Below are 15,760 nucleotides of genomic sequence, written 5' to 3'. Positions count from 1 at the left end.
GTCGTGCATCAGTCCAGCAGGATCACTTCCCGCGATGACGCAAGCTTGAACGTGTTGACCACCTTCACCAGCGACCCCGCCTGGTCCAGCAGCGACTGCGCGGCGGCGGTAGCTTCTTCCACCAGCGCCGCATTGTGCTGCGTGACGTCGTCCATCTGCATGATGGCCTGATTGACCTGTTCAATGCCGGTGCTTTGCTCGGCGCTGGCGTTGCTGATGTCGGCGACGAACCGGCTCAGGGTCTGGATGCTTTCTACTACCTGGCCGATAGTGGCGCCGGCTTCTTCCACCAGCGTCCTGCCTGACACGATCTTGCCGACCGAGTCGTCGATCAATCCCTTGATTTCCTTTGCCGCGCTTGCCGAGCGTTGGGCGAGGGCGCGCACCTCGGTGGCGACCACCGCAAAACCGCGGCCCTGCTCACCGGCGCGCGCCGCTTCCACTGCTGCATTGAGCGCCAGGATGTTGGTCTGGAACGCGATGCCGTTGATCACCGAAATGATGTCCACGATCTTGCGCGACGATTCATTGATGGTCGCCATCGTGCCGACCATCTGATTCACCGCGTTGCCGCCGGCGATTGCGACCTGTGAAGCAGATGTCGCCAACTGATTGGCGTGCTGCGCGTTTTCGGCATTCTTTTTCACGACCGAAGTGAGTTGCTGCATGACGGAGGCCGTCTCCTGCAAGGAGCCGGCCTGACGCTCCGTGCGCGACGACAGGTTGAGGTTGCCGACGGAAATTTCCTTCGACGCCGTGCCGATGGTTTCGGCAGATTGCTTGATGTGATCGACCGAGCGCGCCAGATTGGCCTGCATGGTTTTCATCGCATGCATCAGGCTGAAATCGTCATTGGCGCGAAGTGGAATATGTTCAGTGAGATCGCCCGCAGCAATGCGGTCGGCTACGTGCACGGCGTGAGCCGGTTCGCCGCCCAGTTGCCGGAGCAGGCTGCGCGTCAGCAGCATCGCGGCAAGCAACCCGCACAGCAGGGCAACGCCGGTCAGCGCCAGCAAGATCAGGCGGCTGGAGCGATAGGTTGCATCGATGCCGACGGCAACGTCATTGATGCCTTGCCGCTGCAGGCGCAGCAATTTGTCGATGGATGCCTGATAGCGTGTCGCGCTGGGCAGGTACTCCTTCTCGAAGGCGTTCTTCGCCTGAAACAGTTTTCCTTCCGCGCGCAGCGCCAGGATATTGCTGCCGGCAGCCTGATAGGCTTTGCGGCCGGCATCGATATCAGCGAACAGTTTTTGTTCTTCAGGCGTGCGCAGCAAACCTTGCACCTTGCCCTGCAAATCGCCGGCGCGTTTGGCGGAATCGTTGACCGCCGCTTCGAAATAGGTCGCCAGACTCAGGTCGGTGCTGCGTGCAATTGCCGTCGTGCGGGTGATGGAGGTGGCAATGTTGGAATACCAGTCGCTGATCAGGCGCTCCTTGGCCAGCGGCATTTGCATCATGGCGTTGGTGGCGTCGGCAACCGATTGCAAGCGCCAGATCCCCATCGCAGCGACAACCACCATCAATACCAGCACCACGCCAAAGCCTGCGGCAAAGCGTGTCCCGACTTTCCAGTTTTTCATGCGTCTCTCGTTCCTGTTTTTTCGTTCTTGTGCCTGCGCGGCGCGGCAAATCATTTGGCGCGCCGGGATCGCGGCTATTGGACTGGAGGGGATGCTAGCACCGGCGAGGGATCCGGAATAATGAAAAAAAACTGAAGGCCAATATCAAAACCGGCGAAAGAATTTCTACTTTGCCAATATTGCGAAGCGGTTCGTGGAGCGCATTTTTTGAGAGCCTCATGCAAAAGGGCCTGTTCGGAAACAGGCCCTTTCTATGGCAAGGCAGATTCAGGAAGCGCTATCAATTATCTCTGCAGCATCTGCATCACCGATGCTGCAGAGCGTAAGGAGCCTGAACGGGAATCAGGCGGGACGACAGGCGCTATCAGCGGCTTCCGCCAGCGCCAGCGCCTGCACCCGCGTTTCCGCCGACGCCTAGGCCCACACCGGCGCCACCCACGCCCACGCCTGCGCCGACGTTGCCGCCAAGCCCGGCATTCGCGCCCGCCGATCCGCTGTTGGAACCGCCCGGCGCAGTCATGCCGTTGGCGCCGCCTGTGCCGGTGCTTTGATTGGAACGCTGGCCGCTGGTATTCGATTTCGACTTGCCCTTGCTGCCGGACTGGTTCATGGCGCCGTTGGTGGCGCCAGTACTGTTTGCATTGCCTGTGACGTTTGCGCTGCCGCTTCCGCTGAGGCCGCTGTTCACGCCGCTACCCGATTGGTTTGTGGTTTGCGCATAAGCGCCGGTGCTGAATGTGGCCACTGCGATGATGGCGATCAATTTTTGTTTCATTGTCTGCTCCTGGACGTAGGGTCGACACCGAAGTGGGCGACGTCTTCAGAGCCTATTCCCATCTCATCGCCGCGGCAGTCGGAAGCCGCCGCGACATGGCGTCGGACAGTGCGACCATGGCGTGTGGGAGAGCGAGGATATCGGGAGCGTGCGAGGGGAAGCGATGGCGGTGCAACGCGCCGGTTGTCGTCAGAGCACCTCGATGTCGACGCAAAAGCTGTAGCCCTGGCCGTGTTCGGTGCGCAGCGGGAGTTTTTCGCCGGTGTGGTTTTGCCAGCGGCGGCGCAGCCGGCTGACCAACTGATCGAGATGGCGTTCGTCGTAATCGATCCAATTGGTGCCGAAAGCCTTGGCGATAGCGGGGCGATGCACCACCTGGCCGGCATTGCGCGCCAGCAGTTCCAGCAGCGTCATCTCCAGGGCGCTCATGTTTTCCGAGTGGCCGCCGGGGGCGTGCAGGCAGCGTTCGATCAGATTCAGTTGCCAGGTCGTGCGCGCGACGCGGCGTCCGATGGCGGCGACGTAAGCCGACAGTTCGCTCAGGCGTACCGGCTTGATCAGATATTGATCGGCGCCTCTTTTTAAACCCTTGATCTTGTCGTCGATGCTGCCGCGCGCAGTCAGCATGATGGTGCCGATTTGCGGGTGGGATTTGCGCAGGACTTCTGCGACATCGAAGCCGTCGCCGTCGGGCAGGCCGACATCGATGATGGCGATGTCCGCCATGTCGATCTGAGGGCAAAATTCCGCCACGTTGCCGGCTTCCAGTACCTGATGTCCTTCGCTATGGAGAAAGTCGGCCACTTCCGCACGCAGATCGGCCTCGTCTTCCAGCAGCAATACCCTCGCCATATCCCTACCCCTGAGCTCCTAAATGTCTCCGGCGTTTTCTCTTTATTTGGGGATGGATATTACCACTGTGCAAGAAAGTACGTGAAGGCGCGTCAGGATTTGTCAGAAGTTGTCAGGAGCGGTCGGAACTTGTCAGAAAAATCTGCGGAATTTCTATCAGAATCCCGGCGTTCGGAAATGTTTGCAGGTAATGCGGAAACCTTGCGGGCTGCTGCCAGGGACCGGTGAGCTGATTCACCGGGGGGATGTTTGCAGTCTATTTAATCAATAATAAAAGATCAAGTTTGTCATGCGCCGTTTGTCCTTCTTCGGCCGATTCGTCGGTTTCGTCGCGTCTGTTGTCGACCGTCCCCTCTGCGCCGCAGCGTCGCTTATTTTCGCCTGCGTCTCGCTGACTGCCGCGGGACAGGCGCAGGCCGCGCTGGATGTATCGATGAACATCACGCCGACCTATTCCAACCCGATCAATCCGGGCGACGTGACGGCATTCCGGATTACGCTGACCAATAGCAATCCTTTGGCGGCTGTGACAGGCGTCAGTTTCACCGATACCATGCCGTCGCAGATCAAAGTTGCAGGCGTCGGCGTCAAGGCGATCACCTGTGTCGATGGCAGCGGCGTGACAAGCACGCTCCCGTTAAGCCTGGTGACTGCGCCTTTGGGCGGCAACACAATCAGCTTTGCCGGCGGGACGGTGCCGGCGGCGCTGTCGGGCGGCAACAGCGGCGAGTGCGACATCGATGTGGAAGTGACTTCGCTGGTGCGCAACAGCGCGTTCGTCAATACCATCGCCGCCCATACGGTGAGCGGCGCCGACAACACCGGTGCTGTCGATAACATCAGCGCGGCCCAGCAATCGATCACCGTCAACGATATGGCGTTGCCGACGATCAGCAAGAGCTTCTCCGCAGGGACGGTGGTGCGCGGCAAGACCGTGCGGCTGAGCATGGTCATCGCCAACGGCAGCGGCACCGTCAACCTGCCGCTCAACGGTGCCGGCGATACGCCGGCCTATGCCTTGCGCGATGCCTTGCCGGCAGGCCTCGAAGTCGCGGCCACGCCGAATGCGGCGGCAAGCTGTACCGGCGCCGGCGTCGCGCCGGCGTTCGCACCGGCGGCAGGGACGACCACCCTGACGGCATCGGGCGGCACGGTGGCCGCCGGCGGATCGTGCACGCTGTCGGTGGATGTGGTCGGCACCAGCACCAATGGCGTCTACAGCAACACGGTGCAAAACCGTATCGACCGCAACAGCGATTTCGGCAACAAGCGTGGACTCGTCCCCGGCGGCGACGCGACCGCCAACCTCAACATCAATTCCGTACTGCGCGTGTTCAAGCGCTTCGTCCTCGGCACCGTCAGCGCCGGTCAGCCGTCGACGATGGAAATCACGCTGGACAACGACGGTCTCTCGCCGCTCACGCTGACCAGCCTGCCGGACAGCTTGATCGACGGCATCGGCAACGCCGGCTACGGCCTGAAAATTACCGGTACGCCCACCAACACCTGCGGCGGCACGATCGTGGTCAACGGCACCGCCACCGGTTTCACCATGAGCGGCGGGACCATGGTCGCAGGCGGAAACTGCCAGATCAGCGTGCCCTTTACCGGAAGCTTGCAAACACCGGGACAACCGCAGACGTTCACCAACACCATCGCGGAGGGCGCCGTCACCGCCACCGACAACACCATCATCAGCCAGCAGACCGCGGCCAGTGTGACCGTGGTGGATCAACTGCTAGTCAACAAGGATGTCAGCCCGACCATTGTCGCGCCGGGCAATCCGATTCAGTACACCGTCCGCATCAGCAATTATTCGGCGCAAAGCCTGAGCAATGTGGTGCTGAGCGACCCCTTGCCGGCGGGCGTGTTTGCCTTGCCGACCTTGCCGGCGCCGCCGGCCTTGTCGGGCGCCGGATGCGTCGGCCTGTCGAGCAACATTCCTGCTTTGCCTGCGTCGCAGACCAATCCGCAATTTACGATCACGACAGTGCCTGCCGGCACCGGCGCCGATGCTGCGGTCTGTACCGTCACGTTCTGGGCCATGGCGCCGAAGGGCTCCGGCATCAACGTGACGCTCAACAATACGATTCCCGCCAATAGCGTCGGCACCGGCACGATTAAAAACACTGGCGCTTCCAACGCCGCTGTCTCGACCACCAATTCCGGCATCACCATCGCCAAGAATTTCAATCCGGCGACGGCAGGCGAGGGCACCGTGTCGCTGCTCACGCTGACGCTGACCAACATCACCGCGCAGGCCATCACCAACGCCGGCTTCACCGACAATCTTCCCGGCACCGGCGCGCAGCAAGTGGTGATCGCCAATCCTGCCAGCGCGTCGACCACCTGCGCCGGCGCCACCCTGACGGCGACGCCGGGCGGCACCAGCATCACGATGAGCGGCGCGACCATTCCCGCGCGGGCCACCAACGGCACCGGCGCTTTCGGCACCTGCCAGGTACAGGTCAAGGTGATCGGTCCGGCCGGTAGTTACGTCAACACCTTGCCGGCCGGCGCGCTGAGCGGCACGCAAAGCTACGCCGACGGCACGTCTGCCGCCATCAGCAGCCCGGGACCCGTGAATGCCAGTCTGACCTACACCTCGGCGCTCAGCAGCAGCAAGGTGTTTTCACCGAACACGATCCGTTCCGGCGGCAAGTCCACGGTGCGCATCAACCTGAGCAACGTCGACATCGGCACGCTCAACAACGTCAGTGCGGTCGACACTTTCCCTGCTGGCATGGTGGTGGCGACGCCGTCCAATGCCTACAACACCTGCGGCGGGACGCCGGTCATTACGGCGACGGCGGGTGCGAACTCCGCTTCGATCAGCGGCGTGGTGCTGCAGGCGCATGGCGCTTGCGATTTCCTGTTCGATATCGTGGCGACCGGCGGCGGCAACTGGACCAACACGCTCGCCGTGGGCGATGTGACGGCCACCGGCGGTGTGCGCAACGTGTTGCCGGTGACGGCAACCTTGAACAATACGACCGGCGGTTCGGTCATCGTCACCAACAACATCACGCCGAACAATCTCCCTGCGCCGGGCGCTGCCAGTGTCCTGACGGTCACCATCAACAACGGCACGCTGGCGGTAAGCAATCTCACGCTGCCCAATTATTTCACCGTCGACGGCACCTCTGGCGGCGCTTTGACCGGAATGCGGCTGGCGGCTGCGCCGAATCTGGCGACCACCTGCGCCGGCGGCATCGTCACCGGCGTGGCCGGCGGCACGACGGTGAATCTGTCGAACGCATCGATCCCGGCCAGCGGCTCATGCGTCATCACCGCCAACGTCACGCTCAATACGTCCGGCACGGTGCAAGATACGATTCCCATCGGCGCCGTGACGACCAGCCAGGGCATCAGCAACACGACTGCCACGGTTTCCAGTCTTGCCGCCGGCGGCAACATCGGCGTCATCAAGAGCTTCAATCCGGCGGTCACCAAGCCGGGCGACCGCACGCGCCTGCGCCTGACCTTCATCAATCCTGGCTCCATCGCACTGACCAACCTGAGCGCAGTCGACAACTTCCCCTCCGGCATCACGGTGCCGGCGAGCGCCAATCCATCCACGACCTGTACCGGCGCAGTCGTCACCGCGCCGACAGCGACCACCTTGAGCATCAGCGGCGGCACGCTGGCGGCTGCGGCCACCGGCACGTCGACGACCTGCGATGTGGAAATCGACGTCGTCGCGGCAGCGGCGGGCAGCTTCGTCAACACGATCCAGGTCGGCGACTTCACCGGCGTCGTCGGCGGCAGCCCGGTCTCGAATCCGGTGGCCAGTTCGGCAACGCTGGAAGTACGCCAGCCCGTCACCGTCGCCAAAACGTTTTCACCTGCGTCGGTCAGACCGGGCATACCGTCCACCGTCACGATCACGCTTGGCAACGGCAACAACGTCGCGTTGACCGGCGCCGTGCTGGCCGATGTCCTGCCGGCCAATGTCGTGGTCGCGCAAACGCCCAACGCCTCGGCGACCAACTGCGGCGCGGCGCTGGTGTCGGCGCCGGTCTCCGCCACATCGGTGACGCTGACCGGCGCTACCTTGCCGGCCACCGGCGGCGCTGCGTGTACGCTCAAATTCGATGTCGTCAGCAATATCAGCGGCGTCTATGTCAACACCATTCCCGCCGGCGCCATGACGACTGCACAAGGCGTGACCAACACCGCGCCGGCCAGCGCCACGCTGAGCCTGCTCGATCCGCCGACGGTCAACAAGCAATTCAACCCGGTGGCGATTGCCGCCAACGACAAATCGACGCTGACCATCGTCCTCGGCAACACCAACGCCTCCGCCGTCACACTGAGCTCGGCGCTGGTCGATACGCTGCCGACCTCGCCCGGCAACCTGGTCGTGGCGACGCCCAACAATCTCGGCGGCACCTGCACCATGGCCAGCGTGACTGCGGCAGCCGGCAGCGGTACGGTGACTTACGCCAACGGCGCCAGCATTCCGGCAGGCGGTTGCACGATCAATGTCGACGTGACCGGCAGCGTGCTGGGTTCGTACAACAATTTCATCGCCAGCGGCGCACTGACCACCAGCATCGGCAACAACGTGCAACCGGCGTCGGCCAACCTCGACGTCACGCCGCTGGGCTCGATTACAGGCAAGGTGTTCAAGGACAACAACGTCGTTCCCAACGGCAGCTTCGAACTCGGCACCGATACCGCGTTACCGTCGGTATCGATCACGCTTACCGGCACCAGCTACGGCGCCAACGGCGTGGCGGGAGGCGGCGACGATGCCGCCATCACGCCGGTCACGACAACTACCGATGCGCTGGGCAACTATGTGTTCAGCGGGCTTGCCGCCGGCAGTTATACCGTGACGGAAACCGCGCAACCGGCCGGCACCACCAACGGCATCACGACCACCGGCACGCTGACCAACGCCGCGTTCGGCACGCCGGGCATCGCCACCGGCATTGCCACGACACCAAGCCGGATCGCCAACATCGTTCTGCTCAAGGACGGCACCGGCAAGGTCACATCGTCGAACGGCAACAACTTCGCTGAAGTCGTCTTGTCATCAATCAGCGGCAAGGTGTTTCTGGATCAGGACAACAACGGCGTGCAGGATCTCGCGGATACCGCCATCGCCGGCGTCACTATTGAACTGCTCAACAATCTCAACGCGGTGGTGGCGACCACTACCACCGATGCCACCGGCGCCTACAGCTTCACCAACCTGGCTCCGGGAACGTATTCAGTGCGCGAGCCGACGCAGCCGGTCGGCACCGTCAACGGACGCACCATTGCCGGTGCGGTCGCCAACAGCGGCACAGCCGGCACGTCGACCGCAGTGACGGTGACGCCGAGCGTGATTGCCAATATCGTGTTGCCGCCGGCAACCGGCAGCACCGGCAATAACTTCGCGGAAGTCCCGAGCGGGCGCCAGGTATCCGGACGCGTGTTCGGCGACGCCAACAACGACGGCTTGTTCAACGGCACCGATAGCGGTCTCGCCAACGTCACGCTGACCCTGATCGGGACCGACATCAACGGCGTGGCGATTGCACCGCGCAGCGTCGTCACCGGCGTGGATGGCCGCTACACCTTCACCGGCCTGGCCGAAGGCACGTATGTCGTCACCGAGCCGACGCAACCGGCCCGCACCACCAACGGCATCACGACAGCCGGTTCGACGGGCGGCACGGCGACCGCAACGGGTGTCGTGCCCTCGATCATTTCAGCGATCAATCTGACCGGCGCCAATACGATTTCGGTGGACAACGACTTCGCTGAAATTCCCATCCTGATCGGCGTCGTCTCCGGCAAGGTCTATATCGATGCCAACAACAACGGCGTCGTCGATGCAGGCGAGGCAGGCATCGCCGGCGTGTCGGTGGTGCTGAGCGGTACCGACAGCAATGGCGCCACAGTCAATGTCGCCGCGACGACGGCCGCTGACGGCAGCTACAGCTTTGCCAATCTGCAGCCGAGCAACGCGGCCGGTTATGTCATTACCGAAACCCAACCGTCGCTGTACAAGGACGGCCGTACGACGATCGCGAGCGGCAATCCTGGCGTCGCGTCATCGGGCAAGCCGGTTTTGTCGAGCAACGTCGACGTCATCCGCAACGTGGTCGTGATTGCCGGCGACGTATTGCCGAACTATAACTTCGGCGAACTGAGCGCCGCGACGGTGATGCAGCCCATCGTCAACGGCTACGTCTATCTGGACCGCGATCATTCGCGCAATCGTCCTATCGACGGCAGTGCGACGGGACAGTTCGGCTGGACGGTGCAGTTGTCGCAGGGCGGTGTGCCGATCTGCACCGTGACCACCGACGCCAACGGTTTTTATCAGTTCGATAATTTGCATTGTCCGGGTTACGAAACCAGCGGTTTGCCGACCGGCGCCAATTTCACGATCACGTTTAACAAAGACGGCAACCATCTCCCGGCCGTGCCGACCTCCGGCGGCAACCGCGGCATCATCCCGGCCACCGGCGGGGTGATCAGCAATATCACCATCGCCGCGGTAGACCAGGTGATCGAGCAAAACCTGCCGCTGGATCCGTCCGGCGTGATTTACGATTCGGTGACGCGCGTGCCGGTTGCGGGCGCCGTCATCCGCATTACCGGACCGGCGGGTTTTGACCCGAGCGTACAGTTGGTCGGCGGTACGGCGTTGCAAACGCAGACCGTGGGAAGCGATGGCTTTTATCAGTTCCTGCTGCAAAACGCGTATCCGAGCGGCGTCTATACGCTCACGGTGACGTCGCCGCCGGGCTATCTGGCTGCGCCGTCGACGTCGATGCCGGCCTGTACCGGCACTGCGGTGGTGGGTGCGATTCCGAATCCTGCCGCCGTGCAGGCCAGCGGCACCGCACCCGGCGTGTCGGTGCCGACCGCCAATCCGGCGGCCTGCGTCGGCATCGTGGCGGGCGGTGCTGCGACCACGCAGTACTACTTCAGCTTCAATATCACCAACGGCGTATCGGCGCCGATTCTCAACAACCATATTCCGCTTGATCCGGGCAACACCAGCACGATACTGGTGACCAAGACCACGCCGCTGGTCAACGTTGCACGCGGCGATCTGGTGCCTTACACCGTGACGGCAACCAATATGCTGTCGGGAGCAATCGCCAGTGTCGACATCCGCGATCAGATTCCGCCCGGCTTCAAATACCGCCTGGGCAGCGCGACGCTGAACGGCGCTGCGGCGGAACCCGTCGTCAATGGCCGTCTGCTGACCTGGCCCAGGCAAAACTTCGCGCCCAAGGAAAAGAAGACCTATCGCCTGATCCTGACCGTCGGTTCCGGCGTCGGCGAAGGTTCCTACACCAATCAGGCCTGGGCGCTCAGCAATCCGGGCAACCTGATGCTGTCGCAGCTGGCGACGGCGACTGTGCGCATCGTGCCGGATCCGACCTTCGATTGCCCGGACATCATCGGCAAGGTGTTCGACGACCGCAACGCCAACGGCTATCAGGACCAGGGCGAGCCGGGCATTCCCGCCGTGCGCGTGGTGACGCCGCGCGGCTTGCTGGTGACGACCGATTCGGAAGGGCGCTTTCACGTGCCATGTCCGGACATCCCGAATGAAGACCGCGGTTCCAACTTCGTCATGAAGCTTGATGAACGTTCTCTGCCGACCGGCTATCGCGTCACGACCGAGAATCCGCGCGACGTCCGCATCACGCGCGGCAAGGTCACGCGCCTGAATTTCGGCGCAACCATTCATCGCGTGATCCGCCTGGAACTCAGCGACGATGCCTTCGTTTCCGGCGAGACGACGCTGCGTCCCCAGTGGCAGAAACAGTTCGACGCCTTGCCCGCGCAACTCAAGCTCAAGCCTTCGGTGGTGCGGCTTGCCTATCAGCCGGGCAGCGACGATGCCGCACTGATCAGAAAAAGAACCGAAGCGATTCGTCAGCAACTGCGCAAACGATGGGAAAGCTTGAAAGGCGAATACACCCTCAATATCGAAACCGAGGGTGAGCAATGAAAACCCGACCTTACTCCGATCGTCATTCTGGTCATCGCACCGGACTGCGCATGAATTTGAAGGCAAAGCGCCTGGCCATTCTGTTGAGCGCGCTGGGTATGGTCTATCTGCCGATCCGGGCGCAGGAAGTCGCTGGTATGCGCGACGAGGCGATCGATATCCGCGGCAAGATGGTCGACCGCAGCCGCACGCTGGCCGCCGCCGTGTCGCCCAACAGCGAAAAGCAATCCGGCGGCTTCGACAAGCTGCAACCGTCCGCACTCAGCGTTGCCGAACGCAAGCGGATGCTCGGCAATGCCGTGCCGGAAGGCGAAGCGCAGCGCAGCATCGTGATTGAAGACGCGGTTGAGTTCAGCTATTTCGAATCGGGCAAGGCAGCCTTGCTGGCGCGTTCGAAGGAAGTATTGGGAAGCCTGATCCAAAGCCTGCAAGACAAGCGCGACATTCGCATCGCCATCGTCGGCCATACCGACAGCCAGCGCATCGCACCGGCGCTGCGTCCGGTCTATCGCGACAACCAGGCCTTGTCGGAAGCGCGCGCACTGGCAGTGGCTGCTTACCTGAAGCAAGGTTTGCTGATTCCCGCCGAGGCCTTCACGGCGAGCGGCAAGGGCGAGTCGGAACCGGTTGCCAGCAATGCGGATGCCGCCGGCATGGCGAAGAATCGACGCGTGGAGATCCGCGTCTGGTACACCGAAGAAGCCGCAGTTGTGCCGGCGGAGATGCACGAAGAACTGGTTAAACACAACCCCTGTGCAATCGTACCTGCCGCAGGCGGCTTGCCGTTTTCGATCACGGTCGACGGTCAGCCGATGGACCTGAACGCCGGCATGCAGGAAGCCGATCGTCAACGCTGCGTCGACGTCGCGCTGGAAAAAGCCGACATCCAGATCAAGTTCGATCCGCTCAACGTGTCGCCGGCCCTGAACGTGTGGGCTGTCTCCGGCACCGCCGTGCGCGGCCGCGAGATCTATTTCGGCAGCTACACCAATTATGCGTGGTGGCTGCGGCGGGCGGAGTTGCGCGTGTTCGTCAAGGGACAAAATGCGCAGGAGGCGCCGCTGGCCGTGGTGCCGTTCAACGTGGGAGATCCGGTCGAGTGGACGGCGCCTGACAATGCACCGTCCGATCTCATGTATCTGGTGCGCGTGTACGACGCCGGCGACCGCTTCGACGAGACGCTGCTCAAGCCTTTGCACTTGCTGGACCGCGCCGATCCGCTGTTCGACGCACAGCATCTTGTGCGCGAGAAGCTATCCGGCTGGGGCGAATCCAGCCTGCATCTGAAAAACATCGAAGCGCGCGGCGGCGCCGTCACCATCAGCGGCGACAAGATCAAGCCGGATGAAACCGTGACGGCCATGGGTATGCATGTGCCGGTCGACGACAAGGGCAAGTTCGTGCTGCGCCAGATTCTGCCGCCGGGACCGCATCAGGTCGAGGTGGCCGTGAAGAACGCGGCTGGAGAGGGCGCAAGCTTCCGCCGCAAGCTGTCGATTGCGGACAAGGACTGGTTCTATTTCGCCGTCGCGGACATCACCATGGGACGGGATCGCACCACGGGGCCGGCGCAACTGGTGACCACCGATACGTCGCATTACAACAATGAGACCTGGGTCGACGGCCGCGGCGCGTTTTATCTCAAAGGCAAGGTCAAGGGCGACTATTTGCTCACTGCCAGCGCCGATACGCGCGAACAGCCTTTGCGCGACCTGTTCAGCAATTTCCAGACCAAGGATCCGAACTACCTGCTGCGCCGCATTGATCCTGATCGTTATTACCCCGTCTATGGCGACGACAGCACCATCGTCGACGATGCGCCGACCCAGGGCAAGTTTTTCGTCAAGATCGAGAAGGACAGCTCCTACGCCATGTGGGGCAACTTCCAGACCGCATGGACCGGCACCGAACTGACGCAATACAGCCGCGGCCTCTACGGCGCCAACGTGTTGTGGAACGACAAGGAAACCACCACCTACGGCGAGAAGCGCACCACCGTCAACGCCTTCGTCGCCGATCCCGGAACCTTGCAGTCGCGCGAAGAATTCCGTGGCACCGGCGGCTCGCTGTACTACCTGCATCACCTGGATGCGACCGAAGGTTCCGAGCGCTTGTGGATCGAAGTGCGCGACAAGGATTCCGGCCTGGCGATCCAGCGCACGCCGCTGACGCCGGCGCAGGACTATGAAATCGATTACCTGCAGGGACGGGTGACCTTGCGCGCGCCGCTGCCCTCGGTGTCCGACGGCAGCACACTGGTCCAGACCGCGACTGCCAACGGCAATCCGGTCTATCTGATCGCGACCTATGAATACGTGCCGGGCCTGACCGAAGTCAGTTCCAGCGCAATCGGCCTGCGCGCCAGCCACTGGTTCAACGACAACCTGCGCGTGGGCACCAGCTTGTATCGCCAGGGAGAAAGCGGCCGCGACCAGAACCTCAAAGGCATCGACGCCACGCTGCGTTACAAACCGGGCACCTGGCTGAAAGCCGAAGTGGCGCGTTCCAGCGGTCTCGGCACCACGGCGCTGACGTCGCAGACCGGCGGCTACGATTTTGCGCAGAGTCTGATGAGCAGTCAGACCGCCAACGCCGAGCGCCTCGATGCAGCGGTCGATCTGGCCGATGTCAGTGACATGCAAGGGCGCTTGTCCGCCTACTGGCAACAGCGCGGCGCCGGATTCTCCGGCCCGGGGCTGGCGACGCCGGGCGGCGAAGCGACCAGGCAGCAGGGATTTTCCGGCACGGTGCCGGTGACGGACAAGACCGAGCTCAGCGCCAAGGTCGACAATCGCGACGCCGCCAGTCAGGGCGCGAATGCGGCGGAAGCCGCAGTGCGTCACAAGATCGACGCGGAGTGGGGGATTTCTGCAGGCATACGCCGCGACCAGCGTTCCACCACCAACGCTAACGGCGTGATCTTCAACGCAAGTCCGCTGCTGAGCCAGAACGGCACGCGCAGCGATGTGATCGTGCGCGTGGATTACCGGCCGCTGGAAGACGGCGAGCAGGAAAAGTTGGCGGCGATGCTGGCCGCCCAGGCAAGTCAGCCGGTGTTTGTGGCGACGCCGGTTGCGGTGCGGGCGAGCTCTGCCGCGAACAATGGCAATGCCAACCTCAATGGTAACGTCGGTGCCAACACCAACAACGCTGCCAACGGTACGCTGCCGCTGTCCGGCGGCGTGCAAACCGGTCCCGCATCCAACCTGCTGCCTTCGGGAAATATCGGCACCACGGAGACACGGGCGACCGCCGATGCGACTTCCGCCGCCGGCGTGGCTGCGGCGCGCGTGCCGGGTTTGAAGTACAAGCCCTGGGACAGCTACGGATTCGTACAGGGAACGGTGGCGCGTTCCGGCGACCGCGGCGAGAATGACCGCGCCGGCATCGGCGGCAGCTGGCAAGCCACCAATCGTCTGCGCCTGGGCGCCGAAGGTTCGGCCGGCAGCGGCGGCGTGGGCGGACGGTTGTCGGGCGACTATCAGGTCGACGACCGCAGCACGGTCTATCTGACTTATACGATGGAGACCGAGAGCAACGACAACAACTACGCCGGACGGCAGGGCACGCTGGCGGCGGGTACGCACTACCGCTACAGCGATCAGGTCGGCATGTTCGGCGAAACACGCTGGTCCAGCGGCGCCGGACCCAAGAGCCTGACGCATGCTTTCGGTGTCGACTTCTCGCCGGAAAAGCGCTGGACCTTCGGCGCCAAATACGAAACCGGCACTTTGTCCGATCCGGTGTCGGGCGATCTCAAGCGCGACGCCATCGGCCTGAGTGCGGCTTACAAGGACGACCGCCTGAAATATTCCAGCGCGCTCGAATTCCGCAACGACAAGACCTCGACGCTGGGCACGGCGGCCGGCACTTGCCTGACTACCGACATCAACGGCAACTGCGCCGGCGCGGCAGGCGACAATAGTCGCCGCACCTGGCTGCTGAAGAACTCGGCGCAATATCAATGGACGCCGGCATGGCGCCTGCTCGGCAAGTTCAACCTGTCGCGCAGCAGCAATAGCCAGGGCGCGTTCTACGATGGCGACTACACGGAAACCGTGCTGGGCGCAGCCTACCGTCCGGTCGATAACGACCGCTGGAATACCTTGTTCAAGTACACCTACTTCTACAACCTGCCGTCTCCGGGCCAGGTCGACAGCGTCTCCGGCGGCGCGCTGGACTATTCGCAAAAGAGCCATGTGCTCAATGTCGACACCACTTACGACCTGGTCAAATGGCTGTCGGTGGGCGTCAAGTACGGCATGCGGCTGGGGCAATTGCGCGCTTCCAAGACCGAGGGCGACTGGTTCTCCAGCCGCGCCGATCTGTGGGTGCTGCGTGCCGACCTGCATCTGGTGAAGGAGTGGGATGCCCTGCTCGAAGCACGCCGCTTGCGCGTGAAAGAGGCCGGGGATGCGCGTTCCGGCTATCTGGTGGGTGTCTATCGCCATGTTGCCGATCATGTGAAGATCGGCGTGGGTTACAACTTCACCAACTTCTCAGACGACCTGACCGACATGTCTTACCGTAGCAAGGGCTGGTTCGTGAATGCGTTGGCGACGTTCTGAACGTGAACCCGCC

The 15,760-nt window shown here is 62.8% G+C and carries 5 protein-coding genes; 2 read left to right on the top strand and 3 right to left on the bottom strand.

Annotated elements, in window-relative coordinates; genetic code table 11:
• Positions 1-8 precede the first annotated feature (8 nt).
• The 3 genes from AKL25_RS08170 to AKL25_RS08160 form a co-directional block, all read right to left on the bottom strand.
• Positions 9-1,583 carry a methyl-accepting chemotaxis protein gene (locus AKL25_RS08170; RefSeq protein WP_050477150.1) on the bottom strand — a complete coding sequence of 525 codons (1,575 nt, stop codon included), beginning with the start codon at positions 1,581-1,583 and terminating at the stop codon, positions 9-11.
• Positions 1,584-1,947: 364 nt separating this feature from the next.
• On the bottom strand, positions 1,948-2,358 hold the full coding sequence (locus AKL25_RS08165; RefSeq protein WP_050477149.1) for a hypothetical protein: 411 nt from the start codon (positions 2,356-2,358) through the stop codon (positions 1,948-1,950).
• Positions 2,359-2,547: 189 nt separating this feature from the next.
• Positions 2,548-3,210 carry a response regulator transcription factor gene (locus AKL25_RS08160; RefSeq protein WP_050477148.1) on the bottom strand — a complete coding sequence of 221 codons (663 nt, stop codon included), beginning with the start codon at positions 3,208-3,210 and terminating at the stop codon, positions 2,548-2,550.
• 289 nt (positions 3,211-3,499) lie between these two features.
• On the opposite strand from AKL25_RS08160, the gene AKL25_RS08155 reads away from it, so the two are divergent.
• Positions 3,500-11,179, top strand: coding sequence for a DUF7933 domain-containing protein (locus AKL25_RS08155; protein ID WP_083444619.1), 7,680 nt, complete (start codon positions 3,500-3,502; stop codon positions 11,177-11,179).
• A gap of 50 nt (positions 11,180-11,229) precedes the next feature.
• Positions 11,230-15,747 (top strand): OmpA family protein, encoded by a 4,518-nt coding sequence (locus AKL25_RS08150; protein ID WP_050477147.1) that lies wholly within the window; start codon positions 11,230-11,232, stop codon positions 15,745-15,747.
• The last annotated feature ends 13 nt before the right edge of the window (positions 15,748-15,760 follow it).

It is taken from the genome of Herbaspirillum rhizosphaerae (assembly GCF_001189965.1).
GTDB lineage: Bacteria > Pseudomonadota > Gammaproteobacteria > Burkholderiales > Burkholderiaceae_D > Herbaspirillum > Herbaspirillum rhizosphaerae.
Note: the sequence above shows the minus strand (reverse complement) of the source record. Positions and strands in the feature narration are given on the sequence as shown.

Bases quoted from the DNA above. Each gene is read 5' to 3' on its own strand.
- AKL25_RS08150 (WP_050477147.1), top strand. From the start codon at position 11,230: ATGAATTTGAAGGCAAAGCGCCTGGCCATTCTGTTGAGCGCGCTGGGT.
- AKL25_RS08170 (WP_050477150.1), bottom strand. From the start codon at position 1,583: ATGAAAAACTGGAAAGTCGGGACACGCTTTGCCGCAGGCTTTGGCGTG.
- AKL25_RS08165 (WP_050477149.1), bottom strand. From the start codon at position 2,358: ATGAAACAAAAATTGATCGCCATCATCGCAGTGGCCACATTCAGCACC.
- AKL25_RS08160 (WP_050477148.1), bottom strand. From the start codon at position 3,210: ATGGCGAGGGTATTGCTGCTGGAAGACGAGGCCGATCTGCGTGCGGAA.
- AKL25_RS08155 (WP_083444619.1), top strand. From the start codon at position 3,500: ATGCGCCGTTTGTCCTTCTTCGGCCGATTCGTCGGTTTCGTCGCGTCT.